This window comes from Kitasatospora sp. NPDC091335 (assembly GCF_044757205.1).
Classification (GTDB): Bacteria; Actinomycetota; Actinomycetes; order Streptomycetales; family Streptomycetaceae; genus Kitasatospora.
This window is the reverse complement of sequence record NZ_JBIVUM010000024.1, coordinates 47,434-74,017: the sequence shown is the minus strand read 5'-3', so window position 1 is coordinate 74,017 and position 26,584 is coordinate 47,434. Positions and strand designations below refer to the sequence as shown.

19 protein-coding genes are annotated in these 26,584 nt (G+C 74.6%); 4 read left to right on the top strand and 15 right to left on the bottom strand.

Annotated features, from left to right (window positions below; genetic code table 11):
* Positions 1–171 precede the first annotated feature (171 nt).
* The 8 genes from ACIQOW_RS35300 to ACIQOW_RS35265 all read right to left on the bottom strand — a co-directional run bounded on the left by ACIQOW_RS35300 (position 172) and on the right by ACIQOW_RS35265 (position 10,902).
* A complete protein-coding gene (locus ACIQOW_RS35300) occupies positions 172–1,089 on the bottom strand; it encodes a S1 family peptidase (RefSeq protein WP_401091955.1) in 918 nt (305 codons plus the stop codon).
* Between the two features lie 196 nt (positions 1,090–1,285).
* Positions 1,286–2,923 (bottom strand): RNA polymerase sigma factor, encoded by a 1,638-nt coding sequence (locus ACIQOW_RS35295; RefSeq protein WP_401091954.1) that lies wholly within the window; start codon positions 2,921–2,923, stop codon positions 1,286–1,288.
* Positions 2,924–3,426: 503 nt separating this feature from the next.
* The gene (locus ACIQOW_RS35290; RefSeq protein ID WP_188296077.1) at positions 3,427–4,305 is read right to left on the bottom strand and encodes a FadR/GntR family transcriptional regulator; all 879 of its coding nucleotides are present in this window, start codon (positions 4,303–4,305) and stop codon (positions 3,427–3,429) included.
* Between the two features lie 255 nt (positions 4,306–4,560).
* Complete coding sequence (locus tag ACIQOW_RS35285) at positions 4,561–5,466, bottom strand: hypothetical protein (protein ID WP_401091953.1); 906 nt, start codon at positions 5,464–5,466, stop codon at positions 4,561–4,563.
* 3 nt (positions 5,467–5,469) lie between these two features.
* Positions 5,470–7,137: an ATP-binding cassette domain-containing protein gene (locus ACIQOW_RS35280; RefSeq protein ID WP_401091952.1), complete on the bottom strand. Its 1,668-nt coding sequence runs from the start codon at positions 7,135–7,137 to the stop codon at positions 5,470–5,472.
* Positions 7,138–7,392: 255 nt separating this feature from the next.
* Positions 7,393–7,671: a hypothetical protein gene (locus ACIQOW_RS35275; protein WP_401091951.1), complete on the bottom strand. Its 279-nt coding sequence runs from the start codon at positions 7,669–7,671 to the stop codon at positions 7,393–7,395.
* A 178-nt stretch (positions 7,672–7,849) separates the two neighbouring features.
* The gene (locus ACIQOW_RS35270; RefSeq protein ID WP_401091950.1) at positions 7,850–8,608 is read right to left on the bottom strand and encodes an NUDIX domain-containing protein; all 759 of its coding nucleotides are present in this window, start codon (positions 8,606–8,608) and stop codon (positions 7,850–7,852) included.
* 170 nt (positions 8,609–8,778) lie between these two features.
* Positions 8,779–10,902 (bottom strand): glycogen debranching N-terminal domain-containing protein, encoded by a 2,124-nt coding sequence (locus ACIQOW_RS35265; protein ID WP_401091983.1) that lies wholly within the window; start codon positions 10,900–10,902, stop codon positions 8,779–8,781.
* A 754-nt stretch (positions 10,903–11,656) separates the two neighbouring features.
* On the opposite strand from ACIQOW_RS35265, the gene ACIQOW_RS35260 reads away from it, so the two are divergent.
* Positions 11,657–12,970, top strand: coding sequence for an alpha/beta fold hydrolase (locus tag ACIQOW_RS35260; RefSeq protein WP_401091949.1), 1,314 nt, complete (start codon positions 11,657–11,659; stop codon positions 12,968–12,970).
* A gap of 34 nt (positions 12,971–13,004) precedes the next feature.
* On the opposite strand, the gene ACIQOW_RS35255 is transcribed toward ACIQOW_RS35260, so the two are convergent.
* Positions 13,005–14,555 (bottom strand): DUF4192 family protein, encoded by a 1,551-nt coding sequence (locus tag ACIQOW_RS35255; RefSeq protein ID WP_401091948.1) that lies wholly within the window; start codon positions 14,553–14,555, stop codon positions 13,005–13,007.
* 229 nt (positions 14,556–14,784) lie between these two features.
* Between ACIQOW_RS35255 and ACIQOW_RS35250 the strand changes: the two genes are divergently transcribed.
* The gene (locus tag ACIQOW_RS35250) at positions 14,785–16,980 is read left to right on the top strand and encodes a DEAD/DEAH box helicase (RefSeq protein WP_401091947.1); all 2,196 of its coding nucleotides are present in this window, start codon (positions 14,785–14,787) and stop codon (positions 16,978–16,980) included.
* Positions 16,981–17,347: 367 nt separating this feature from the next.
* The gene (locus ACIQOW_RS35245) at positions 17,348–18,064 is read left to right on the top strand and encodes a hypothetical protein (protein WP_401091946.1); all 717 of its coding nucleotides are present in this window, start codon (positions 17,348–17,350) and stop codon (positions 18,062–18,064) included.
* Positions 18,065–18,185: 121 nt separating this feature from the next.
* Here ACIQOW_RS35245 and ACIQOW_RS35240 read toward each other — a convergent pair whose 3' ends face one another.
* The 3 genes from ACIQOW_RS35240 to ACIQOW_RS35230 all read right to left on the bottom strand — a co-directional run bounded on the left by ACIQOW_RS35240 (position 18,186) and on the right by ACIQOW_RS35230 (position 20,477).
* Positions 18,186–18,839 carry a hypothetical protein gene (locus ACIQOW_RS35240; RefSeq protein WP_401091945.1) on the bottom strand — a complete coding sequence of 218 codons (654 nt, stop codon included), beginning with the start codon at positions 18,837–18,839 and terminating at the stop codon, positions 18,186–18,188.
* Between the two features lie 100 nt (positions 18,840–18,939).
* Positions 18,940–19,638 (bottom strand): ribonuclease HII, encoded by a 699-nt coding sequence (locus tag ACIQOW_RS35235; RefSeq protein WP_401091944.1) that lies wholly within the window; start codon positions 19,636–19,638, stop codon positions 18,940–18,942.
* Positions 19,639–19,790: 152 nt separating this feature from the next.
* Positions 19,791–20,477: a TetR/AcrR family transcriptional regulator gene (locus tag ACIQOW_RS35230; protein WP_401091943.1), complete on the bottom strand. Its 687-nt coding sequence runs from the start codon at positions 20,475–20,477 to the stop codon at positions 19,791–19,793.
* 287 nt (positions 20,478–20,764) lie between these two features.
* On the opposite strand from ACIQOW_RS35230, the gene ACIQOW_RS35225 reads away from it, so the two are divergent.
* Positions 20,765–22,312, top strand: a complete 1,548-nt coding sequence (locus ACIQOW_RS35225) for an MFS transporter (RefSeq protein WP_401091942.1) — start codon at positions 20,765–20,767, stop codon at positions 22,310–22,312.
* 143 nt (positions 22,313–22,455) lie between these two features.
* On the opposite strand, the gene ACIQOW_RS35220 is transcribed toward ACIQOW_RS35225, so the two are convergent.
* The 3 genes from ACIQOW_RS35220 to ACIQOW_RS35210 all read right to left on the bottom strand — a co-directional run bounded on the left by ACIQOW_RS35220 (position 22,456) and on the right by ACIQOW_RS35210 (position 26,422).
* Entirely contained in the window at positions 22,456–24,303 is a 1,848-nt protein-coding gene (locus ACIQOW_RS35220; RefSeq protein WP_401091941.1) for a DUF4153 domain-containing protein, read from the bottom strand.
* A 164-nt stretch (positions 24,304–24,467) separates the two neighbouring features.
* A complete protein-coding gene (locus ACIQOW_RS35215; RefSeq protein WP_317619903.1) occupies positions 24,468–25,388 on the bottom strand; it encodes a carbohydrate ABC transporter permease in 921 nt (306 codons plus the stop codon).
* Positions 25,385–26,422, bottom strand: coding sequence for a carbohydrate ABC transporter permease (locus ACIQOW_RS35210; RefSeq protein ID WP_188294925.1), 1,038 nt, complete (start codon positions 26,420–26,422; stop codon positions 25,385–25,387). Before ACIQOW_RS35210 ends, ACIQOW_RS35215 begins: the two co-directional genes overlap by 4 nt.
* Positions 26,423–26,584: the final 162 nt, after the last annotated feature.

Here is a 26,584-nt window from a genome sequence, read left to right as displayed (position 1 = left end):
CACCGCGCGCGACCGGCGGGCCGGGCGACTGACCCTCTCGGGGGCCGGTCGCCCGGCTCTGCTGTACCTCGGGGCGCCCGCCGGGGCCGGACGTCGGCCCCGCCGTAGCGGCCCGACACGGCGTCAGAACCCGGTGTCAGTAGGTGACGGCCCGCTCACCCGACGCGACGCTCACAGCACCGAACGGACTTCGTCCGCCACCGAGGACACCCTGGTGTAGACGCCCGGGTGGGCCGCCTCGGCACAGCCCGTCCCCCAGGACACCAGGCCGACCAGCCGGCCCTGGACGACCATCGGGCCGCCGCTGTCGCCCTGGCAGGCGTCCTTGCCGCCCCTCTCCTCCCCCGCGCAGACCATGCCCCGGGCGTCGAACTTGCCGTCCTCCCCGCCCGGGTAGGCCTGCGCGCAGGCGTGGTCGGGAACGATCGGCACGTCCACCCCGCGCAGCGTCGGCGAGTAGTCACCGCGGCCGGTGGTGTCGCCCCAGCCGTACACCTGCGCCCTGGTCCCGGCCGCGTACGGTGCGCTCTCGCCCTGGCCGACCAGCTCGACCACCGGCCGGGCACCCTGGGACTCGGCGAGGGTGAGCACCGCGACGTCGTTCATGTTGGCGGCGAAGGAGTAGCCGGGGTGGACCCAGACCGACCGCACCGCCACCTCGCGGCCGGTCGTGCCGCGCATGTCGTCCCGGCCGACGATCACCTTGAGGCCCGGCCGGTCCACCCGGCCCTTGGACTCGTCGTAGAAGCAGTGCGCGGCCGTCACCACCTTGGTCGGGGTGACCAGCGCGCCCCCGCAGAACTGGCCGGAACGGCCGCTGCCGAACTGCGTACGGCTGGACAGCGCCACGATCCACGGGTGCTCCGCGGTGCTCACCCCGGTGCCGCCGACCACCCGGCGCTGGGCCTCGGCCGGTGCCGCGGTGCCGAGGGCAACCAGCGGAACGGGCACCGCGGCGAGCAGCGCCAGCACGGCGGCCCTGCGGCGGCGGCGACCCACCCGGGCGGCGGCCGGATCGGCGGGGTCGGCGAGGTCTGCCGGGAACGGGGTGGGCGTCGGCAGGTCAGTGCGGTCCGGCTCGGTCGGCACCGTGACTCCAGGAGGCTCGGAAGCAGGCAACCGCCAAAGCGTAGGTGACCGGCTACACGGTGCGACCGCTTCCCGCCGCACCGCCACCCGGACGAGGGACAACCACCACCCGGACGCTGACGCGCACGGGCCCGGACAGCCGCGAAGGCCCGGAGCCGTGCGGCTCCGGGCCTTCGCGTGGAACGACTGCCGTCGATCAGTCCAGGTAGTCGCGCAGCACCTGGGAGCGCGACGGGTGGCGCAGCTTCGACATGGTCTTCGACTCGATCTGGCGGATGCGCTCACGGGTGACCCCGTACACCTTGCCGATCTCGTCCAGCGTCTTCGGCTGGCCGTCGGTCAGGCCGAAGCGCATCGAGACCACGCCCGCCTCACGCTCGGACAGGGTGTCCAGCACCGAGTGCAGCTGCTCCTGGAGCAGGGTGAAGGAGACCGCGTCGGCCGGGACGACCGCCTCGGAGTCCTCGATCAGGTCACCGAACTCGCTGTCGCCGTCCTCGCCCAGCGGGGTGTGCAGCGAGATCGGCTCACGGCCGTACTTCTGGACCTCGATGACCTTCTCGGGGGTCATGTCGAGTTCCTTGGCCAGCTCCTCCGGAGTGGGCTCGCGGCCCAGGTCCTGGAGCATCTGGCGCTGGACGCGGGCCAGCTTGTTGATGACCTCGACCATGTGCACCGGGATGCGGATGGTGCGGGCCTGGTCGGCCATGGCGCGGGTGATCGCCTGGCGGATCCACCAGGTGGCGTAGGTCGAGAACTTGTAGCCCTTGGTGTAGTCGAACTTCTCGACCGCACGGATCAGACCGAGGTTGCCCTCCTGGATCAGGTCCAGGAAGAGCATGCCGCGACCGGTGTAGCGCTTGGCCAGCGAGACCACCAGGCGGAGGTTGGCCTCCAGCAGGTGGTTCTTGGCCCGGCGGCCGTCCTCGGCGATGATCTCCAGCTCGCGCTTGAGCTTCGGGGCGAGCTTGTCGGCGGCCGAAAGCTTGTCCTCGGCGAACAGGCCGGCCTCGATGCGCTTGGCGAGCTCGACCTCCTGCTCGGCGTTGAGCAGCGGGACCTTGCCGATCTGCTTCAGGTAGTCCTTGACCGGGTCGGCGGTGGCACCGGCGACGGCGACCTGCTGGGCCGGCGCGTCGTCCTCGTCGTCGTCGGAGAGGACGAAGCCCTCCGACTCCTCCTCCGGACCGGTGGCGGTGCCCTCGGCCTCGGTCTTGTCACCGGGCAGCGCGGCGTCCTCGAGGTTCTCCTCCTCGCCGAGCAGCTCCTCGTCGCCGCCCTTGGCGGACTTGGCGGCGGTCTTCTTGGCGGCGGTCTTCTTGGCCGGCGCCGCGGTCTTCTTGGCCGCGGTCTTCTTGGCCGCGGCGGCCTTCTTCGCGGGAGCCGCCTTCAGCTCGGCGATGCCCGTGGCCGACCCCTCTGCGGTGATCTCGGCGGAGACCGTGGGGGCCGGAGCGGCGGCGGCCGCGACGGGGGCGCCGGGGGCGATCCGCACGGGCGGCTTGGTCGGGGCCGACGGGGCGGCCGGGGTCCGGGTGGTGACAGCCTTGGTGGCGGTGCGCTTGGTGGGGCTCTTGGCAGCAACGCTCTTGCGCTTGGCGCCGGCCGGTTCGGCCGCGCTGACCATGAGGTCCACCCCCTCCTCAATCAGTACCTGGTTGAGGCTGCGCATGACGTTCTTCCACTTGGTGACCGGGATCTGGTCCGCCTCGAACGCCTGGCGCACGTCGTCACCGGCGATCTGCCCCTGGGCCTTGCCCCGCTCGATGAGCGCCAGCAGAGCCGCGGACTCGGCGATCTCGGGGGGAAGCGAACGGGATGTGCTGGCCGACACGAACAACCTCTCGGACGATGAGTGGACTCGAACCCGTACCGGCCGCCCGAGCGGGCGGGGAAGGAGATCCCGCGCCGGGCGCGCGGTGTCGATTCCGACCGACTCGGGCTTGAGGACTGGGTTTGCAGGACGGCAGCAGCGCCGCGGACCAACACGGCATTCTGACATGTTGGAGTATTCCGGAGCTGCTTCCGCTCAGGACACATCGCTGCTACTCGTCAAGTGTTACGCATGGCCTTCGTGTCGCGGGTCACACCATCCGGCGTCCGCAACCCGGGGCCGCTTCCATCATCGCGCACTCCCGGGCAAATCATTTGTCATGGACAAACCTTGCCGGGCGTCCGGCTTTCCCGCCGCCATTCCCGGGTCCGCCTTCCCTGACCCGGCGCCCGGCCGGCGGGGGGCATGCGGAGGCCCTCCAGCTGCGCCGCACGGTGCGGCCGGAGGGCCCTGGCGGAGCGGGCCGCCGCGGTCCGGCGCCTCCACTCGTCGAAACAGCCCGTTCAGTGCTCCCGGGGCGCGGGGACGGACGGTTCGACCTCGGGGTGGACGGTGAGCAGCGCCCGCATCGCGACCTCGCCCGCGGTCCCGTCACCGGCGCCCAGCGCGTCCACCAGCCGGGCGTGCAGACCGACCGAGGACTCGGAGGGCCGCTCGCAGGAGATCGCCGGACCGCCCGAGACCTGCAAGGCGCAGGCGACGATCCCGGACAGGTGCTCCAGCATCCGGTTGCCGGCCATCTGGAGGATCAGGACGTGCAGCTCGGTGTCGGCCCGGGTGTAGGTGGCGAGGTCGGCCTGGGAGGCGGCGTGGCCCATGATCTCGACCAGCTCGACCAGGCGCTGCTGGACGTCCTCCCGGCCGTGGCCGGCGGCGAGCCGGGCGGCCAGCGGCTCGATCGCCCAGCGGAGCTCGAACAGCTCCCTGCGCTGCTCGTCCCGCTGCGGGCCGAACGCGCGCCACTCGATGATGTCCGGGTCCAGCAGGTTCCAGTCGCCGACCGGGCGGACCCTGGTGCCGACGTTCGGCCGGGCGCTGACCAGGCCCTTGGCCTCCAGCACGCGCAGCGACTCGCGGACGACGGTCCGGGAGACCTCGAACCGCTGGCCGATCTCCTCGGGCACCAGCGGGCGGTCCGCACCGAGGTCGCCGGAGACGATCATCTGGCCGAGCTGCTGGACCAGCTGGCCGTGCAGACCGCGGCCGCGGCTGCTGGTGGTCTTGCGACCGACCCGGGTGATGTCGGACTCGGCGCCCTCCCAGCGGGGCGCCGGCGGGGTCGGCCGGTCGGCGTACGAGTAGCGGTCCAGGTCGCCGGGGCCGTGGATGGGCCCATCGGCGGAACGGGCGGGGGTCATGGTGGGGTGCGCAAGGGTACTCACGCTCTCCTTTGTCGGCGATCGGCAGGCATGGCTTGAGAATTCTCGTGAAAAGCACACGAAAGGGTGATCGGCCGCGACTGGATAATTGACTTCTTATCAGGAAGAAACGCCCATTGTGGTCACCGCCGCGGTCACTGTCGGTCGATCTTGGCGCCCCTGGCGGGACCGCTCCCGGGGTGCGGCGGCGGGGCCCGGCGGTACGGGGAGCGGCGGCGCGGGACGCTGACCGGCCGGGAGCGGTTCTGCCGGGAGCCCCTACAGGGCGCGGCGGCGGGCCTGGACCAGCAGGGCTGCCAGCAGCAGGACCGCCGCGGGCGCCGCGACGGCGGCGAGCAGCGTCGGATCGGTCAGCGGCGCGCTCCCGGCCACGGCCTCCTGCGCCCCGCCGTACACCCAGCCGTAGGCCCACTCGATCCCGGACTGGAACGGCAGCAGCTCGGCCGCCCGGGTCGGCCACGGCCTGCCGGTGTGGCGCAGCAGCAGGGCGACGCCGGACTCCAGCAGCGGCGGCAGGGCGCAGAGCAGCAGCACCCCGGCCACGGCGCTGCGGGTCAGCGAGGCGGTCAGCACCCCGGTCCAGCCCGCCACCACGGCCAGCAGGACGAACGCCAGCAGTGCGGCGGGCACGCCGTGGCCGGCCACCAGCCCCAGCGGGGCGAAGGCGTCCGGCAGGTCGGACAGCCCGGACAGCCCGGCACCGGTGAGCGCCTCGGAGGCCCGGTCCGACAGCGCGGCCGGGTCCGCCCAGGCCGCCACGGTCACGCCGTCCGGCAGCGCGAGGTGCACTGCCACGGTGTCCAGCAGCAGGGTGGCCAGTGCCAGCAGCGCCGCCACCGGGCCGATCACCAGCAGCTTGGCCAGCAGCAGCCGCACCCGGCGCGGGTACGACACCTGCGAGGCGGGCAGTCCGGGGTGGCGCACCTCGTGCCCGTACGAGAGTGCGCCCAGCACTCCGGCGCCGAGCGCCGCGAAGGGCAGCGGGGCCAGCGGGACGGCAGCGGTCAGCAGCCGCACCCCGGCCGGGGCGGCCAGCGGGCCGTCCGGGGCCTGGCTCGCCAGGACGGCGGCCACGACGGCGCCGCCGGACAGCACGACGGCGAGCAGCAGCCAGGTGGAACGTAGGCCGCGCAGGCGGCGCAGCTCGTAGGCCAGGACACGCACGGTTCACTCGCTCCGGTGGTCGTCGGGGGTGGCGGGGGCCGCAGGGGCGGCGGGCAGGGCGGGAGTCCGGGCCGCGGAGGGGCAGGCCGCGGCCGCGCCCGGGACCGGGCGGCGCAGGCGGACGGTGTCCTCGGTGAACAGGTCGTCGGCGCTCGCCCGACGGCGCGGGGTCCGCGCCCTGGCCTGGCCCTCGGCCGGGACGGGGTCGTCACGGAAGAGCCGGTCGACGGCCACCGTGGGGGCTGCTTCGGAGGTGTCGGGCCTGGTCGGAGTGACCATCGCGGCCGGCACCGGAGCGATCGGCGCGACCGGGGCGGTCGGCGCGACCGGGGCGGGTCGGCGGGCGGCGGGGTCGGACCGTCGCCCGGACGAGCCGAGAACGGGGAGGGCGGCCGCCGGGAGCGCGGCGGCGACGGCCACGACGGGCAGCGCGCGGGTGGGCAGCGAACCGTCCTCCCGGGGACGGCGGGGCGCCCGGCGCTGCCCGGCGGTGGCGGCCTCCGCCGGTTCTGTCGAGGCCGGACCCGGGGCCGGACCCGGGGCCTTGCTCGGGGCCGTCCCCGGCTCGACCGCCGGCGTCGAAGCGGTCGCCGAGGCCGGCTCGGTGACCGGCTCGACAGGCGGTTCGGCGGCCGGTTCGGGGACCCGCTCGGACGTCGGCCGCGGGCTCGGCTCAGCGGCCGGTTCCCGAGCCGGCTCCGCGGCCGGCCGGGAACTCGGTCCGGCCTCGGCCGTCGGGTGGAGGCGGAGGTGGCCGGAACGGCCCGAACCGGCCGGCAGGACGACCCGCGGCGCCGGCTGCTCGACCACCCGGTCGGCCAGCTCGTGCAGCAGGATCCCGTGGCGGTAGGCGAGTTCGCCGATCTCGGTGCGGTCGATGCCGACCACCGCGAGCCCCACGCTGCCGTCTCGGCGGACCTCGGCGCCCTGGCTGACCAGCAGGTCCGCCAGCCGCGCCATCTGCGGCCCCCGGACGGCCACTTCGGGGCTGAGCCTGGTCCGCCGGAACTCCGCGACCGGCTGGTCGGCCACCAGACGGCCGCGATCCAGGGTGACCACCCGGTCCGCGAGCTGCGAGGCCTCCTGCGGGGTCCGGGTGGTCACCAGGACCGTCCCGCCGGCGGCACCGAACGAGCGCAGGAAGGAGTGGAACCACTCGACGTTGCGCGGCGACAGGCCCTCGGCCGGACCGTCCAGCAGCAGCGTGCCCGGGTCGCCGAGCAGGGCGGCGGCCAGCCCCAGCCGGCGGTGCATGCCCGGCGAGAAGGTGCGCAGCCGCTGCCCGGCCACGGCGGCCAGCCGGGTCTGCTCCAGCAGTTCGTCCGCCCGCCGGGCCGAGACGCCGGCGACCGCGGCGAGCATCCGCAGGTGGCTGCGCGCCCGGCGGCCCGGGTGCCCGGCCACCGCGGCCGCGCCCTGCCCCGGCCCGGACAGCAGCACGCCGACCTCGCGCTCGGGGTGACGGATCCGGCGGTAGGGGCGGCCGTCGAAGAGCGTGACACCCTGGCCGCGTTCGAGTTCGAGCATCAGCCGCAGCGCGGTGGACTTGCCCGCCCCCTCAGCGCCGAGCAGTGCCGTCACCGTGCCGGGCCTGGCGTCGAAGGTCAGGTCGAGCACCGCAGGCGGAGCCCCCTTGCGATAGACCTTGGTCAGTCCGGTGATCTGGATCATCGCTGGCTGCTCCCATGCCTTCGGCCCACCTGCTCGACACGGAGCGCCCCCTGACGGGCGGGCACGCGCCCGCGCGGCTCCGCGCCAGCACATTAGGGGGCCGCGACGGCTATTCCGGGCATTACGGGAACGGCACGGGCCCTACGACTGCCCACCTCACCCGATCAGGGGACAATCCGATCCTGCGATTCACGAGTGACCGGCCCGTTCCGGGCCTTCGGCCGGGCGGGGCACCGGGCCGGCGGAGGGGGCGGCCTACCGAGCGGGCCAGGGCAGCGGCGGGAGCTGCTCGCCTCCGCAGACCGCCCGGAACTCGTCGACGGCGGCCTGGCCCTGGACGGCGATCTCGCCCAGTCGCTCGCGCTCGGCGGCCAATCGCTCCTCCACCGCGGCGATCGCCGCGGGCGCCCCTGGCCCGGCCTGTAGCGCGGCCAGCTCGCCCTCCGTACCGGTGGTGGTCGCGTCGAGGCTGCGGTAGTCCGCCGCCAGCCCCTCGATGAGGAATCGCTGGTTGGCGCAGTCCTTGAGGGCCATCGCGGGGCTCCCTGGGTCCGGTGGGCCTCCGGCCCTGCGGCCGGGGCGTTCACCGACACTCTGCGCCGCTGCCGCCGTGCCCGCAGCCGGGCCGGGCCGTTCGGCTGCCCGGGGCCGCGCCCCGGTGGGGTGGGCCGGGCGGGGCGCTTGGCGCGGGCCCGGAACAGACGGGCGGGGCTCAGGACTCCGGGCGGAGCATGGGCGGGTTGAGGACCGTCGCGCCACCGGCGGTGAACAGCTGGGCAGGACGGCCGCCCTGACGGGTCGTCGTGCCGCCGGAGGGCAGCAGGAAGCCGGGGGTGCCGGTGACCTTGCGGTGGAAGTTCCGCGGATCCAGCACCACGCCCCAGACCGCCTCGTAGACGCGGCGCAGCTCACCGACGGTGAATTCGGTCGGACAGAAGGCGGTGGCGAGGGAGGAGTACTCGATCTTGGAGCGGGCACGTTCCACGCCGTCGGCGAGGATCAGGCCGTGATCGAAGGCGAGCGGGACGCCGTCGGCCGGGTTCTCGCCGAGGAGTTCGCCGACCGGGGCCCAGCGGGCGCCGCTGGCGTCGCCGCCCGCCCGGGGAGTCGGCAGGTCGGGGGCGAGCACCAGGTAGGCGACGCTGACCACGCGCATCCGGGGGTCGCGCTGCGGGTGGCCGTAGGTGGCGAGCTGCTCCAGGTGGGCGCCGGCCGCGCCGAGGCCCACCGCGTCGTGGCCGGGAGCGGTGTGGGCGCGCAGGCCGGTCTCCTCGGCCAGTTCGCGGGAGGCGGCCTCGGCCAGGCCCTCGTCCGGACGGACGAAGCCGCCGGGCAGCGCCCAGTAGCCCTGGAACGGCGGCTCACCACGTCTGACCAGCAGGGCGCAGAGCGAGTGGTCGCGCACCGTCAGCACCACGAGGTCAACCGTGACAGCGAACGGGGGAAAGGCCGACGGATCGTAACGCGACATGGTCACGATCATAGTCGTCTCTCTGACGATAAGCACAGGCCCGCTCATGGACCCGCGCAGGGCCAGGCGCTCCTACCGCCCGGTGCGGCTCGCGCCGGTCCACGCCCGGGCGGGCGCGGCGTCGGTGACCCGGTGTCACCGACGCCTGGGGCGCGGACGCGGCGGCAGGCTCAGTGGGCGACGAGTTGCAGGTCCGCGGACGCCTCCTCCACCATCGCGACGCCGATCCGGCTCACCCGGACGGAGAAGGGCTCGCCCGCCACCCGCAGACCGGTCAGCTCCAGCTCGCCGAGCGGTGCGGTGCTGGCCGGGCGGACCAGCACCCGGCCACCCGGGACATCGGGTCTGACCCCGGCGAGGGCGAACACCGCGTGCACGGCACCGGCCGCGGAGACCGCCGCCGGGCGGCAGGCGGCCGGGTGCGGCACCGGCGGGCAGCCGAGGGTCCGCTGCTCCCCCGCGTACATCTCCGGCAGCCGCCCCTCGAAGTGGGCGCCCGCGGCGAGCAGGCCCTCCAGCAGGGTGCCTGCCTGGTTCTCGTGACCGGCCTCGGCCAGCCCGGCGACCGCGAGCGCCGTCTCGTGGACCCGCACGGCGCCGCCGCGGTGGCCCAGCGGGTTGAAGCGGGGGGACTTGGCGCTCAGGGTCCGTAGGCCCCAGCCGCTGTCCAGCTCCGGCGCGACCAGGCGCTGGGCGAGCAGCCGGGTCTGCTCGCGGTCCAGCAGGCTCTCGTGCCGACCGCCGTCGACGGCCAGCCCGGTGTCCAGCAGGTGCACCAGGGAGGAGGCGACGGCGGGCAGCGGCTGGCCGCCCGGAGCCAGCCCGGCCGCGGGACGGCCGCCGGAGAGGTCGTCGACCCAGAACCGCTCGCGGAAGCGCCCGCGCAGCGCGGTGGCCCAGCCGCGCCAGTCCTCGGCGCCCGGTCGGCCGAAGGCCTCCAGCAGCTCGGCCCCGTGCAGGGCGGCGCGGTGGGCCTGCGCCTGGACCTCGGCGCGGGCGGCCACCGGGTGGGCGGAGCGTTCCTCGGCCGGACGGCTCAGGTCGGTGACGAAACCGTCGACCAGGCCCTCGCGCAGGGCGGCCAGGGCCCGCTCGGCGGCCGGGAGCAAGTCGGCGACCTCCGCCCGGGGCAGGCCCCAGCGCCAGGCCTCGGCCAGCACGGTGACGAACAGCAGGGTGGCCTCGGTGGCGGTGCAGGTGGGCGGCAGTTCCGGTCCGCCGTGGCGCAGGGCACCGGGCAGCAGGCCCTCCGTACGGCCCTGGGCGGCGGGCTGCTGCCGGCGGGCCAGCGCGCGAAGGGTGCCGGCGGCCAGCCGGGTGCCGAGCGGCAGGGTCAGCCGGGCGGCCCAGAGCGCGTCGGCGGGAGCGAGGCCGAAGCGCCAGGGCGCACCGGAGGCCGGGTAGAGATCGGTCGGGCGGTCCGGATCGGCGAACAGCAGCCCGCCGAGCGCGTCCAGCGAGCGGGAGACCAGCGGGGCGGCCCGGGCGTCGTCGCTGCGGATCTCCGGCTCGGACCAGGGCAGCGGGACCCCGGTGCCGCGCCCGCCCGGCGGGCGGGGGCCGGTGACGGCGCTCTCCAGCTCGGTGCGCAGCTCGACCGACCAGCGGGCCCCCGGCTGGACCTCCAGGTCCCAGCGGAGCACGCCGGCGCCGGCCAGGACGGCGTGCGGGGAGGGCTGGGCGCTGACCACGGCACTGTGCACCTGGCCCGCCCAGCGCAGCCCGGCGGACTGCACCTGGCCCGGCAGGTCGGGCTGGCGGTGCCCGGCGGCGATCTCGGCGACCGGGCCCAGGTCGGTGCCGAGGGCTATCTCCAGCGGCAGCCGGGCGGGCCGCGGACCGGTGTTGCGCACGACCACGGTCTCCACGCCGTCCGCGTGGCGCAGCCGCTCCACGGTGAGCGCCGGGTCCGGATCGAGGTCGCCGGGAAGGCGGACGGCTCCGAGGAACCGGGCCTGGGCGGTACTGGTCAGGGTGCCCTGGAGCGGCAGCGGCTCCATGCCGCCGATCCGCAGCTCCATCCGGGCGAGCACCCGGACGCCGTTGCGGAAGAAGCCGTGCAGGCCGTGGCCGCGCAGCTGGCCGTCGGGACCGGAGGCGGCCATCGACGGGGCGTTGACGCAGATCACCGCGTGGTGGACGGCGGGCGGTTGCGGGCGCGGCGGGGCCGCGGGGCGGCCCGGGCCGCCGGGTGCGCCCGACGGTCCTGCCGCCGGCACCTGGTCGGGACGACCCACCAGCCTGGGCGGTGCGCCGACCACGCTCTCGGCCGGCATGGCCTGTGGTGGCCTCATGGCGGTCACCGGACTCTCCTCCCCTCGGCGGTCCGGTGGCCGGTCAGGCCGGTGGGCCGCGAGCATGCTCGATCGCGTGCTGATGGTGCCGGGCCGGCGGGTTGTCCCGTCGGCGGTGTGCCGTGTCTGGCCGTACCCGGCGGCGGGTCGTGCCATGCGGTGCTCGGTACCGGGCCGGTACCGGCGCTCCGCGCCTTCGTTCCGAGGCCGTCACCGTGCCCGGCACGCCGTCAGGTCCGACGTCCCGGCCTGCCGGTGGCGCCCTTCCCCCACGGCGCGCACCCGCGGGACCGCCCGGTCCCGCGGCGGCGACCGGTCGTGGCGCCGCACGCGACCGCCGACCGCTGCCGGCCGCCCGCGCGGCCTGGTCCGCACCGCCCGGCGATCGGCCCGCCCGAACCGGGCGCAGGCCCCCGGAGTCAACGCCGCGCACCGCCGCCAGGTCACGCCCCGCCATTGCGCCGCTGGTCGCGGCGGCTCCGCCAGGCGGTCGTGCCGCTTCCGCCGGAACGTCACCGGGGCTGTCGCGGGTGCGTCATCAGTCGCGATCCGGAGCCGACTCCTGTCTTCCCGCCCGCCGCGGGACCGGCTCGGACCGGGCGCCTGCCGGTGCCGGCCGTCCGTCGGGCGGACAGGGCGGTCCAACCGGGGCCCGACCGCCGCCAGGATACGGTGCGGGGGTCGCGGCCCCCGCACCCGGTGACCCCGTGAACCGCGACGCCATCGCTGTGACCAGCAGAGACCGAGGAGTTGCATGTCCGCCATCAGCCGGCTGCCCGGGATTGTCACGACCGACCACGTCTTCCAGCTGCCGCTCGACCACGCCGCCCCGCAGGGCGAGCAGATCGAGGTGTACGCCCGCGAGGTGGTGGCCGCAGGCCGCGAGCGGGACGACCTGCCCTGGCTGGTCTTCCTCCAGGGCGGGCCCGGTGGCAAGGCCGCCCGCCCGCTCGGCCGGGACTCGTGGCTGGATCGCGCCCTGGACGACTACCGGGTGCTCCTGCTCGACCAGCGCGGCACCGGGCGGTCCACTCCCGCGACCCGGCAGACCCTCGCCCGGCGTGGCGGCCCACAGGAGCAGGCGGACTACCTGGCCCACTTCCGCGCGGACTCGATCGTCCGGGACGCCGAGCTGATCCGTGAACGGCTGCTCGGCGCCGACCGGCGCTGGAGCCTGCTCGGCCAGAGCTTCGGCGGCTTCTGCACCCTCACCTACCTCTCCATCGCGCCCGAAGGCCTGACCGAGGCCTTCATCACCGGCGGCCTCGCCGGCCTCGGCAGTTCGGCCGACGACGTCTACCGCGCCGCCTACCCGCGGGTGGTCCGCAAGAACGAGGACCACTACGCCCGGTTCCCGCAGGACGTCGAGGCGGTGCGCCGGATCGCCGCCCACCTCGCGGACTCCCCCGCGACCCTGCCGGACGGCGGACTGCTCACCGTCGAGGCGTTCCAGGTGCTGGGCCTGCTGCTCGGCGGCGGCAGCGGCTCCGGCACCCTGCACTACCTGCTGGAGGAGGCCTGGGTGGAGGGCGCGGCCGGGCCCGAGCTCTCCGACACCTTCCTGGCCGGCGCCCAGGCGCAGCTCTCCTTCGCGGGCGGCCCGCTGTACGCCGTGCTGCACGAGTCGATCTACGGCCAGCGGTCGGTGGACCAGGGCGGCACCGCCTGGGCGGCCGAGCGGGTCCGCAAGGAGTTCCCGCAGTTCGACGCCCGGGCCGCGCTGGAGTCCGGCGCGCCGGTGCTGTTCACCGGGGAGATGATCTACCCCTGGATGTTCGACACCGACCCGGCGCTGCGCCCGCTCAAGGAGACCGCGGAGCTGCTCGCCGCGCGCACCGACTGGCCCGACCTGTACGACCGGGCGCGGCTGGCCGGCAACACCGTGCCAGTGGTGGCGGCGGTGTACCACGACGACATGTACGTGGACACCGCCGACTCGTTGGAGACCGCCCGCGCGGTGCACGGCCTGCGGGCCTGGGTCACCAACGAGTGGGAGCACGACGGCCTCCGGGTCGGCGGCGGCACGGTGCTGGACCGCCTGATCAAGATGGCGCACGGCGAGGCGTAGCGGCCCGGGGGCCGGTGCGGCGGCGCGGAGCGGCTCAGTGCGCACGGTGGCCTCCTCTGGTCGCCCGCCGGACGCCCCGGCAGCGGTGGAGGCCGCCGGCGGTGTGGGCGGCGGGCGCGCACGCCGCCGCCCGGCCGAGCCGCAGGCCGCGGGCGATCCGCTCCCCGGCGGCCGGGGTGTGCCCGGGTGTCACAGCCCTCCCGGGCGCCGGCAGCAGGGCGACCGATCCGGCGGCGCCGGCGTCCGGCTCCGGGCCCTCGGGGGCACCCGCGCCCGGATCAGCCGGTGCCGACGCCGTGGAGGAGCCCTTCCGGCGCCCACCTCGCCGGTGCCGCCGCGCGCCGGACGACCGTCCGGGCCGCTCACCGGAGGCCCCGCCGGCCGCGGCGCCCGACGGCACGCCTCCGGCAGGCGGCGGCGCCTCCCCGCTCGGTGCCCCACCGCTCGGCGCCCCGCCTGCCGGAGGCTCCGCTCCGTCGCCGGGGACCGTCCCGGGAGCGGGCTCCTCGCGCCGCCGCCGCTGGGCCTCGACGGCGGCCAGCAGGCCCTGGGGCGTCATGCCGTCGTTCAGCGACTCGTAGAGCAGCTCGGCCAGCAGGTAGCCCGGGGCGAGGCGCAGCACGTGGCCCAGGACGACCCGCGCCGTCGCCGTGTCCCCCGCGACCCAGGACGTCCAGGCCAACAGGGTGAGCGGGGCCACCGCGCAGCCCCCGTACGGCGGCACGGCCCGCCGGGCGAGGAAGCGCCAGAGCCGCTCGGCCGGGGCCAGCTCGTCGGGCCTGGCGTACTCGACGCCGCGGTCCCGCACCAGGCGGTCCCGCAGGGCGAGCAGCAGCTGCGCCGTCCGGTCCGCGTCGAGTTCCCTGGCCCCGGCCCGGAACTCGGCGACCGCCTGGTCGAGCAGGGCGATGCGCTGCTCCCTGGCGAGGGCGTCCACCGCCTCGGCCCGGGCGAGCGCCTCGCGCTGGGCGGCCTCCTCCGGCGGGCCGACCGGATCCAGCCCGCCGATGATCGCCTTCCGACTGCCGCGCGGCACCAGGCCGGCGACCGTCGCGGCGGCTGCCGCGGGACCGGGACCGGGGCTGCGCCGCACCGGGTTGCCCGCCGGATCGCAGCACCCGTCGCCGCGGCACATGAAGGACCACCAGCGGCCGTCCGAGACGCACAGCGACTCCTTGACGGCCACGCCCCGGCGCCCGAAGGCCGCCCTGAGGGCGTCGGCCAGCGGCCGCAGCCCGTCCGCCACCGGTGGGGCGTGGGCGGTGCCGGGATCCTGGCAGAGGTAGAGGAGCACCTGGAGCGGCCGGGCGCCGTGCCGCTCGGAGAGGGCGACCAGCAGCGCGGCCGTCTCCTCCGCGGCGGCCGGCCACTGCGCGGGCGACCGCGGCAGGTCCGCCCGGATCACCCCGCCCTGATGCAGACCGGGGCCGTGGAGGCCGACCGCGACGATGCTGTCGTCGGGGTAGAAGCCCAGGAAGTACGGAAGCAGCTCGGCCATGTCGGCCGGACCGCGCATGACGACCTGCCGGTGACCGGAGGCCGGACCGAGGGACAGAATGACGTGCTCGTTGTTCATCGCGTTCATGGCCGCAAGAGTGGACGCAATCCACGAACCCCACCGAAAACTTCTTTTTTCCTGTGGATAACTCCGACCCCGAATTTTCCCTCACTCATTCGGAGTAGTCGAAACTGCCTCCCGCGAGTGGATTTTGACCGCCGTTCAACGGACCAGCGGATGAAATACACCCGTCCTTCCCCCGTCTCCCCTCCCCGGCATTCGTCGCTTGTCAGCGGCACGGGGTTACATGGACGCCATGCAGCAGCCCGACACCCACACCACCGCCACCGCCGACCGAGCCGAGGTCCGGGCCAGGGCCGAGGCCGTCCTGCGCGAGCTCGCCGGCCCCGGAGCCACCCTGCGCGAGGACCAGTGGACGGCCATCGAGGCCCTCGTGGTCGACCGCCGCCGTGCCCTCGTCGTCCAGCGCACCGGCTGGGGGAAGTCCGCGGTCTACTTCATCGCCACCGCCCTGCTCCGGGCCCGCGGCTCGGGACCGACGGTGATCGTCTCGCCCCTGCTCGCCCTGATGCGCAACCAGGTCGAGTCGGCCGGCCGGGCCGGCATCCACGCCCGCACCATCAACTCGGCCAACACCGACGAGTGGGCCGGGATCCAGGAGGAGGTCGGCGCCGGGAAGGTCGACATCCTGCTGGTCAGCCCCGAGCGGCTGAACAACCCGGACTTCCGCGACCAGGTGCTGCCCGAGCTCGCCGCCTCCACCGGCCTGCTGGTGGTCGACGAGGCCCACTGCATCTCGGACTGGGGGCACGACTTCCGCCCCGACTACCGCCGGCTGCGCACCATGCTCGCGGACCTGCCGCCCGGCGTCCCGGTGCTGGCCACCACCGCCACCGCCAACGCCCGGGTCACCGCCGACGTCGCCGAGCAGCTCGGCACCGGCGCCACCGACGAGCACGCCCTGGTGCTGCGCGGGCCGCTCGACCGGGAGAGCCTCACCCTGGGCGTGCTCTCCCTGCCCGACCCGGCCCACCGCCTCGCCTGGCTGGCCGACCACCTCGACCGGCTCCCCGGCTCCGGCATCGTCTACACCCTGACGGTGGCCGCGGCCGAGGAGGTGACGGCCTTCCTGCGCGAGCGCGGCTTCCCGGTGGCCTCCTACTCCGGCCGCACCGAGGACGCCGACCGCCGCACCGCCGAGGCCGACCTGCTGGCCAACCGGGTCAAGGCGCTGGTCGCCACCTCCGCGCTCGGCATGGGCTTCGACAAGCCCGACCTCGGCTTCGTGGTGCACCTCGGCTCGCCCGGCTCGCCGATCGCCTACTACCAGCAGGTCGGCCGGGCCGGGCGCGGCGTGGACCGGGCCGAGGTGCTGCTGCTGCCCGGGCGTGAGGACGAGGCGATCTGGCGCTACTTCGCCTCGCTGGCCTTCCCGCCGGAGGAGCAGGTGCGCCGCACCATCGACGCGCTGGCCGAGGCGGGCCGCCCGCTCTCCACCGCGGCCCTGGAGCCCCGGGTGGACCTGCGCCGGGCCCGGCTGGAGACCATGCTCAAGGTGCTCGACGTGGACGGCGCCGTCCGCCGGGTCAAGGGCGGCTGGACGGCCACCGGGCAGAGCTGGGAGTACGACACCGCCCGCTACGCCAAGGTCGCGGCCTCCCGGGAGGCGGAGCAGCGGGCGATGCGCGAGTATGCCTCGGCCACCGACTGCCGGATGGAGTTCCTGCGCCGTCAGCTGGACGACGAGCAGGCCGCGCCGTGCGGGCGGTGCGACAACTGCGCCGGGCCGCTGCACACCCCTGACGTCTCCGCCGAGATCCTGGCGGCGGCCAGGGCCGCCCTCGGCCGCCCCGGCGTGAGCTTCGAGCCGCGCCGGCTCTGGCCGACCGGGATGGACGCGCTCGGGGTGCCGCTCAAGGGCAGGATCCCGGCGGGCGAGCAGGCGGAGACCGGCCGGGCGCTCGGCCGGCTGTCCGACATCGGCTGGGGCAACCGGCTGCGCACCCTGCTCGCCGAGCAGGCGCCGGACGTCCCGGTGCCCGGTGAGGCGGTGGACGCGCTGGTGGCGGTGCTCGCCGACTGGGCCCGCGGTCCGGGCGGCTGGGCCGGGCCGGAGACGACGGAGGGCGCCCGGCTGGAGCGGCCCGTGGGTGTGGTGACCATGGCCTCCTCGGCCAGGCCCCGGCTGGTCGGCAGCCTCGGCACGCGGATCGCCGAGATCGGGCGGCTGCCGCTGCTCGGCCGGATCGAGTACGCCGGCGGGCTGCCTCCGCACGGCGCCCGCAGCAACAGCGCCCAGCGGCTGCACTCGCTGGCCGGCGCGCTGGTCCTGCCACCGGAGGTGGAGCAGGCGGTGGCGGCCGCGGGCGGGCCGGTGCTGCTGGTGGACGACCTCGTCGACTCCGGGTGGACGGTCACCGTGGCCGCCCGACTGCTGCGCCGGGCGGGGGCGAGCGCGGTGCTGCCACTGGTACTGGCCGTGCAGGGGTGACGGAACGGCGGAAAGCCGTCGCCGAAACCCACCTCGTTCACTCGAATGGCCTAGCAGAAAGGATCAGGCGAAGCGATTTCGGTCACACCGGTCGAACGGCCCGGGAAAGGAGTGGTCACCGTGCCGATGACGGTTCGCCCTGCCCTCCGGGCGTTGTGGATCAAGGCCTGGCGGCACCTTCGCGGCGCTGGATCCGCTGTGGAACATATCCGGCAGACCATGGACTATCGGATGGCGTTCATCATTTCATCGTTGCCGCTCCGGCCCCGATGCCCCGAGAATTGGGAGGTACCCGAAACCCGGTCCGTTGGATCCGCCCTTCGGCGTACCCAGGCACCCGACTGCCCACGGGCCAGGAAGGAGGATCGTGATCAACGGCATCGACCGAGGTCAGAATCCCTTCTCCGGGAGTGCGGAACCCAGACGGGTGCTGGACCTGGAGGCCTGGACCGCCTCGGGGATCCCGTTGCTGCGCGACCCTCGCGAGTTCGTCCTGGAGCTGCACCAGCGCCACCTGCCCCCGCCGGGCACCGTCGTGCTCGCCGTCCTGGACGTTCTCCACCACCTCGTCGCCTCGGCCTCGTTCACCCCCTGGCCTCACGACACCGACGGCTGGAAGCACCGCAACGCGCTGCTGACCCACCTGCGCCGGATCATCCCGCACGACCTGCGGCTGCCGGAGCCGACCCGGACCGCCGTGCTGCTGCGCTGCCGCGACGGCGCGCCCGGCTGGACCGAGCAGGACGGCGCCTGGATGTGGGCGCTGCGGGACGCGTCCGCGCTGCACGGACTGCGCTGCGGCGCGTACATCGGACTCACCCCGGCGGGCTGGCAGGTCCTCGGGGACGGGCGGGGCGGGCGCAAGCCGCACGCGGGCTCGTGGGCCGACGGACCGGTGCACACCGTGACGGAGCTGCCGCCGCGCTCGGCGCTGGACGCCCCGCGCGGTCAGCTCACCCGCCAGTCGGCGCCCGAGCAGGCCCAGCACGGCGAGGACGCGGTGCGCGCCCCGCAGTCCGAACCCCCGTGGGCCCCGGCGCGGATCGCAGCGACCGAACCGACCCGCCGCACCGGCACGCGCTGATCCGGCGGCGGCCTCGGCCGCACGGATCACCGGCCACCGGCCACCGGCCGTCGAGCACCGCAGGACGGACGTCGGGCCCGGCACCGTACGACGGCACCGGGCCCGGAGTGGACGACTGGGGTCAGGCCTTGACCGGGCGGCCCGGCGCGGTGCCGGCCGCGCCCGCGGCAGTCGGGCCGGCGTCGCCGCAGACCACCAGCAGCGAGGTCGCGTGGCCGAGCGCCTTGGTGTACGCCTCGGCGGCCCGGGCGGACGGTCCGCCGTTGACCACCAGGACGACCACCTCGCGGCGGACCGGACGGGTCAGTGCGGCGTCCGCGTAGAACACGTCCCCGCCCTCGGCGAGCTGCGCCCAGTAGCGCTCCTCACCGAAGGAGAGCTCGTGCTGCTGCCAGGGGTGCGCCCCGCCGACCGTCAGCACCAGGATGGCGCCCGGGTCACGCCCGGACTCCAGCAGCTGGTCGACCGCGTCATCGGCGCGCTCCACCGCCTGCGCCGGAGTGGCGGCGATCCGCCGGATCTCCGTCTGCGGCGCGGCGGGGGCCGGACGGCGCGGCGCCGGTCCGGGCTTGGGGATCAGTCGCGGCGGTCCCGGACGGGCGGCGCGCGGCGCGGCCGGGCGCGGAGGCTCCGGACGGGGGCCGGGCACCGGCGCCGGGGCGGCGACGGTGGTGGGTGCGGTGGCGGGGGCTGGTGCGTCCGACTCGCGGGGGACGGGAACGCCGGGGCCCGGAATGCTCTCGTGAATCTCCGGCTCCTCGGGGAAGGCAGGCATACCCGGATATCTATCAAATGCCGGTCGGACGCGCACGGGCACCCCACCCATTGGGCGCCGCCGCTCCGCCACCCTCACCTGGGCAATTCCAGACGGACCATCAGAAACCGAGCGTCAACTGTTCGTCGGCGGACCCCTGACCGCCACCCGCGACCTCCCGGACGCGCTTGAGGTGACGCCACCTCGGCAGTGCGTCCATGTACGCCCAGGAGAGCCGGTGCTGCCCGGTGGGACCGTGCTCCTCCAGGGCGGCACGGTGCACCGGGGACGGGTAGCCGGCGTTGTCGGCGAAGCCGTACTCCGGGCACCCCTCGCCCAGTTCGGCCATCAGGCCGTCGCGGTGGACCTTGGCGAGCACCGAGGCGGCGGAGACGCAGATGCAGGACTGGTCGCCCTTGATCACCGTGCGCACCCGCCAGGGGCCGCCGAGGTAGTCGTGTTTGCCGTCCAGGATGACCGCGTCGGGCTCGACCGGCAGTGCCTCCAGCGCGCGGACGGCGGCCAGCCGCAGCGCCGCCGTCATGCCGAGTTCGTCGCACTCCTGTGGCGAGGCCTGCCCCAGCGCGTACGCGGTGACCCAGTCGGCGAGGACCGGGGCGAGCGCGCGGCGGCGCAGTTCGGTGAGCAGCTTCGAGTCGGTCAGTCCCTCCGGCGCCTTGCGCAGGCCGGTGACGGCCGCACCCACGGTGACCGGCCCGGCCCAGGCGCCGCGCCCGACCTCGTCGAGACCGACGACGATCTTGGCGCCGGCCCGGCGGAGCGAGCGTTCGACGGAGTGCGTCGGAGGGACGATCGGCATGGCGTATTCCGTTCAGCGGGGGCAGCCTCCAGCCTAAGCCCGCCCCACGACCGCGGATTCCCTGCCGCCCGAGGCCCGGCCCCGGCCCCGACCCAAGCCCCGAGCCCGGCAGCGAGCCCGACACCGACCCGCCGAGGACGGCCCGGACCCACTCAGGCCCGGATCATCGGCTCCAGCACCTCGTCCACCAGGCGGCCGGCGAAGTCCGGCCCCATGGTCTCCAGCCCTCGGATCTTGACCTGGTAGAGCAGTACCGCCGGAATGACGTCCGCCACCAGCGGGGTGGCGGCGCCGGGCCTGACGTCGCCGCGCGCGGCACCACGGCGCAGGATCTCCAGGATGGTCCGCGCGGTCGGCTCGAGGACCCGGTCGGTGATGAAGCCCTTGAAGACCTCGGCCCGCTCGTGGTCGATCTCGCCCATCAGGGCGTTGAGCGCGGAGCCCACCCGGGAGGTCATCGCCTCCGTGAACCCCTCGACGAGCCGGTGGAGTTCGTCCCGCGCGGACCCCAGGTCGGGGGTGTCGTAAGGGCGTGGGAGAGTGGCGTCCAGGGCGTCGATGACGAGTTCGTCCTTGGACGCCCAGCGCCGGTAGAGTGCGGCCTTCCCGGTCCGTGCCGCACTGGCGACCCCTTCCATGGTCAGCCGCGCGTATCCGCCGGAGGTGAGCTGGTCGAGCGCGGCCTCGAAGATCGCGTTCTCCAGTTCCTTCCCCCGCCGCCGAACCGGCCTCGCCAGAGCCTGGCGGGCGGCCCGCACCGGGCAGAAGTCGGGTGCGACACCCGGCCCCGAACCCTCCCCGACGCCCGGCCCCGCGGCCACCGCCCCGGTGCCGACCACGGCTCCGGACCCCGCCGCGGCCCCCGCCTCCGCCAGCCGAGGGGCCGTCTCCCCCGGTGACCGACCCGACGACCGACCGGACCGGTCCGTCACCAGGCGTCGCACCAACCGCTCCATCGCCACCATCCTTAAGGAACGCTTGCGTTCACAATCACGGCCAGGATATCGTCCCGATTAGTGAACGATCCCGTTCCTTCCAGGCCTGCGCAAGGGCGCACCGCCGCGCCCGGACCGGCGCATCCGCCGGACCCGCACCACCGAGCACATAGCCAGCAGGGGGCACATTCGTGGCTATCTCCGACACGCTCAGCAAGAACTCACCACCGCAGTCCGGCCAGGGACGGGGCAAGGGCATCACCCTGACCGTCATCGCGGCCACCCAGCTCATGGTCGTCCTCGACGCGACGATCGTGAACATCGCACTGCCGCACATCAGGGACGCCCTGGGCTTCTCGACCACCGACCTGTCCTGGGTCATCAACGCCTACACGCTGACCTTCGGCGGCCTGCTGCTGCTCGGCGGTCGCGCGGGTGACATCCTCGGTCGCCGCCGGGTGTTCATCTTCGGCACCCTGCTGTTCGGACTGGCCTCGCTGCTCGGCGGTTTCGCCCAGGACAGCAGCCTGCTGCTGGCCGCCCGCGCGCTCCAGGGCATCGGTGGAGCGATCTGTTCCCCGACGGCCTTCGCCCTGATCGCCACCAACTTCGACGAGGGGCCGGAACGCAACCGGGCGTTCGGCGTGTTCTCCGCGGTGGCCGGCTCGGGCGCCGCGATCGGCCTGCTGGCCGGCGGCCTGCTCACCGAGTACCTGAACTGGCGCTGGGTGTTCTTCGTCAACGTGCCGATCGCGATCCTGATCGCGATCGCCGCGCCGCGCTACATCGCCGAGTCCAAGCGCCACCCGGGCCGCTTCGACCTGCCCGGCGCGCTCACCTCGACACTCGGCCTGGTCGGCCTGGTCTACGGGTTCATCCGAGCCGCCTCGGACGGCTGGTCGGACGGCATCACGCTCGGTTCCTTCGCGGCCGGCGCGATCCTGCTCGCCGCGTTCTTCGTGGTCGAGAGCCGCACCGACCAGCCGATCACCCCGATGCACCTGTTCGCCGACCGCAACCGCACCGGCGGCCTGGTGATGATGCTCTGCCTGGCCGCGGCCATGTTCGGCATCTTCTTCTACGTCGTGCTGTTCGTGCAGGGACCGCTCGGCTACAGCCCGCTGAAGGCCGGCGTCTCCTTCCTCCCGATCAGCGTCGCGATCGTCGTCGCCGCGCAGATCGCCTCCAACCTCCAGGCCAGGTACGGTCCGAAGCCCTTCATGGCGGGCGGTGCGCTGCTGGTCACCGTCGGCCTCACCTGGCTGACCCAGATGGGCAAGGACAGCGGCTACCTGGACGGGGTGCTCGGCCCCACGGTGGTGTTCGGCTTCGGCATGGGCCTGATCTTCGTCCCGGTGATGCTGCTCTCGGTCGCCGGCGTCCCGGGCGAGGAGACCGGCGCAGCCTCCGGCCTGCTCAACTCGATGCAGCAGATCGGCGGTTCGCTCGGCCTGTCGATCCTGACCACGGTCTTCGCGCACTACGCCACGGCCGAGGCCACCGTGCAGCTGCCGGCGTTCATGGCGACCGCGACGCCGGATCAGCTGGCCTACTTCCAGCAGCACCACGAGTTCCCGCAGGGCACGAACGCCGCCAACACCGTGCTCACCGAGGGAATCTCGCACGGCTTCATCGTGGGCGCCGCCCTCGCGGCGGTGGCCCTGGTGGTCGCGGTCTTCGTGATCAAGGCCAAGGCCGGCGACCTGCCGAGCGACTCCTCCGCCGTCGCGATGCACTGACGGCGCCGCGAGGCACCAAATCCGCGACACCGCCGACACGCGCTGCCACGCGCCGACGGCGCCGCAACGCCCGGGGCCGGCCGGGAGCAACACGCTCCCGGCCGGCCCCGGGCGTTGTCCGCGGGCCACCCGCCCCGGTCGGTCTACCGGGCGTCGTACGACAGCCCAGCCCAGTCGCAGGCCGTGCGGCCGATCGCGGTCGAGCCCTCCAGGGGCCGTTCCGCCAGGGCCTCCCGCGCCCGGGCGGTCGCGAGACTGGTCGCGTACCAGGGCTTCGGCTCCCCGTACAGGTCCTGCGCGATCAGCTGCAGCGCACAGCTCCGCTGCGGTTCGGGGAGCCGGTCCAGGGCGGGCACCGCGTCCGCCGAGAGCGAGCGGACGTTGCGCAGGTCGATGGCGGCGGCGGGCGGATCGGTCCGCAGGGCCTGCTCGTACCGGGTGACGTTCTGCTCGGCGACGATCGCGTCCGGGCCCATCAGGCCGTAGACCGCGAGGGTGAGCATCCCGCTGAGGAGCACGACGCGCGGCAGCCAGTCGGTGCGGCGGGCCAGCCCTGCGGCGATCAGCAGCAGGAAGACGGCGCCCAGCCAGACCTCCACCACCAGCACCCACAGCCGCAGCCGGGTGAGCCCGGAGGCGTCCACGTAGAACCACATCCGGCCGAGCGCCGAGGCGACCACGGCCAGCGCCAGCACACAGAGCAGGCCGAGCAGGATCCGCGCCACCCGCCGGTCGGTGGGGGTGGTGCGCGGGGCCCACCGCTTGGCGAGGGTCACCACGACCAGGGTCAGCACGGTGATCACGCTCAGCTGCCAGAAGCCCTGCCGGGCGTACTCGGAGCGGCTCATCCCGGTGTTGCTCAGTACGGCGTCCGCGCCGCCGAGCACCACCACGGCCTGGACCACCGCGAAGACGCCGAACATCAGGTCGAGCGCGACCAGCGGCAGCGCCCACTCCAGCCGGCGGCGCTCCCGGCCCGGCCTGATCTCGGTACGGTCCCAGCGGCGCGGGCCGGCCGCGATGTGGGCGAAGCCCAGCGCGGCCACCGCCCCGAGCACGAACAGCGCGCCGCGCCCCGGGAGCTGGTCGAGGTCGAGGTCCGGGCTGAGGTTGCCCAGCAGGTCCGCCATGGCGGCGTCGGCACTGGCGAACAGCAGGCCGAAGACGGTCAGCAGGCCGGCGGCGACCGCGAGCGCCTTGAGCACCGGGACGATCCGGCCGCGGCCCGGCACCGCGCGCCCCTCCATGCTGGTCCAGGCCCAGCCCACGGCAGGCACCGACTGCCAGAGGATCCCCGGCAGGGCGAGCAGGACACCGGGCCAGCGGCGGCCGCCGTGCAGGGCCAGCGAGGCCAGTGCGAGCGCGCCGACGGCGGCCAGCACCGCGGGCCAGCCCGCGTCCCACCAGGCCGGGACGGCGAGCAGGGCGAGGGCCAGCAGGCTCCAGGCAGCCGTCCAGGGCCGGATCCGACGACCCGCCACCCGGGCGGCGAACCCGGCCCCGACGGCGGTGGCGGCGCCGCAGATCAGCAGGTTGGCGCCCAGGCCGCCGTAGAGCAGCCAGGCCGTCAGCAGGCCGGTGAGCAGGGCGGCCAGGACGACCCGGGGCGTGGCCCCCGCCCGACGCTCCGGGTCACTGCGGCGCAGCCACGCGCCGGCCTGGGGCTCCGGCGCACCGGGCTTCAGGCCCGGACCCCACCCGCCCTGCGGGCCGGGGCCGGGCGCACGGTGGGGGCCGTGCGGGCCGTACGGGCTGTGCGGGCCATGGGAGCCGTACGGCCGGTTCGGGTCGTACGGCCGATACGGATCGTGCGGGTCATACGATCCGGGCGCCCCGATCGGGCCCTGCGGCGCCGCCGGGCCCTGCGAGGCGGTCGGGCCCTGCGGCGCCGCCGGCCCCCGCGCCTCGGCCGGGCCTCGCGCCTCAGTCGGGCCCTGCGGTCCGGACGGACCCGGTTCATCGGACGGGGCAGGCGCGGACAGACCTGACATGAGTCCCCCTCAGTGGTCGGCGGGCATGCGGAGGCCACCCACGAGTGGTCCGCCGGCGGGCGCGCTCGGCGCCTCGGACGCTGCCGACTGTAGACCATTCTGAACAGGTTCAAAAGTTGACTCTGAACGTGTTCAGAACGCCCTCGCCACCAGGAACTCCCCGGCTACCCCTTCACCGACCCGGCCAGCAGCCCCCGGACGAAGTAGCGCTGGAGGCTGAAGAAGACGATCAGCGGCACGATGATGGACAGGAACGCCCCGGCCGTGAGCAGTTCCCAGCGCCCACCCAGCGAGCCGGACAGCTGCGCCAGCCGTGCCGTCATCGGCGCCACCTCCGGCGTGCCGCCCGCGAAGGTCAGCGCCACCAGCAGGTCGTTCCAGACCCACAGGAACTGGAAGATCGCGAACGAGGCCAGCGCCGGGGTGCACAGCGGCAGCACGATCGAACGGAAGATCTTGAAGTGCGAGGCGCCGTCCACCACCGCGGCCTCCATCAGGTCGCGCGGCAGCTGGGCGATGAAGTTGTGCAGCAGGAACACCGCCAGCGGCAGCGCGAACATGGTGTGCGCCAGCCAGACCGGCGCGTAGCTGCCCCTCAGGTCCACCGCCGGGATCAGCGTCAGCGGGCCCAGGTGCGCCCCGCCGGCGAACAGCCGCAGCAGCGGGATCAGCGCCATCTGGATCGGCACCACCTGGAGCGCGAACACCGTGAAGAACACCGCGTCGCTCCCCCGGAACCGCACCCAGGCCAGCGCGTACGCCGCCATCGCCGCCAGCACCAGCGGGAAGACCGTCGCCGGGACACTGATCGCCAGCGAGTTGACCAGGAAGGGCATCAGGCCGCTGGAGACACCGGAACCGCCCTCGAACAGCACCGCGTGGTAGTTGCCGAGGCCGAGGTCCGGGTGGAGGAAGGCGTTCCACCAGCCACTGTCGGTCACGTCCTGCTTGGGCCGCAGCGAGGTCACCAACAGACCCAGCGTCGGGATCGTCCAGAGCACCGTCATCGCGATCACGAACACCGAGGCCAGCGGGCTGCTGAAGGCCCTCCGCACCGGCTTCTCCCGACCGTCCGTCCTGGTCACCGCACCTCACGCTCCTTCCGCAGCTGGACGATGTTGTAGGCCACCAGCGGCAGCACCGCGAGGAAGAGCAGCACCGCGAGGGCACTGCCCCGCCCGGCGTTGAACTGGACGAAGGACTGCGAGTACATCTCGTTGGCCAGCACCTGGGTGCCGAAGTTGCCGCCGGTCATGGTGCGGACGATGTCGAAGGCCTTCAGGGTGATGATCATGACGGTGGTCAGCACGACCATCACCGTGGTGCGGATCATCGGCACGGTGACGTACCAGAACAGCCGCACCCCGCTCGCGCCGTCCAGCCGGGCCGCCTCCACCACCTCCGCCGGGATCGCCTTGATCGCCGCCGACAGCACCACCATCGCGAAACCGGTCTGCACCCAGACCATCACCGCCATCAGCAGGAAGGTGTTCAGCGGCTGCGAGAGCAGCCAGTTCGGGGGGTCGTCCCAGCCCACCGCGACGGCGAGCTGGCTGAGCAGGCCGATCTGCGGCCGCCCCGGCCCGCGCGACTCGTAGACGAACTTGAAGATGATCGACGCGCCGACCAGCGAGATCGCCATCGGCATGAAGATCAGCGACTTGTACACCGCCTGGCCGCGCATCCGGTCCACCAGCAGCGCCAGCACCAGGCCCAGCCCGGTCGCCGCCAGCGGCGCGGCCACCAGCCACAGCAGCGTGTTGACCAGCACCTTCCGCACCGGGTCGGAGGTGAAGGCCCAGCCGAAGTTCTCGCCGCCGACGAACCGGCTGCTGTCGTCGTTCCTGAGGCTGAGGTAGACCGTGCGGACCAGCGGTACGACCAGGCCGACGGCCAGCAGCACCACCGCCGGGCCGAGGAACACCCCGACCGCCAGCGGGCGGGACAGGCGGCCCCTGGCCCGGCCGGCGACCAGGAAGACCACCAGCAGGATGCCGAGGAAGCCCGCGACGGCTCCGACGGTGTTGCCGAACTTGACCGCCGCGTCGCTCCAGGCACCGGCCGCCAGTCTCGTGGTGGCCGCCTCGGCGACGGGTGTCGGGAATCCGGGTACGGACATGGCTGCGCGTCCCTTCGGGTGTGGTGGGAAGGGGGCGGGCGGTGCGGGTGGGTGGCCCCGCCCCCCCCACGACAGGTGGTCCTCGGTGTGCGTCCGGCCCGCCCCCGGAACGGCACGGCAACCGGAAACCGGAAGGCGGTGTCCGGAACCCCGGCGCCCGCG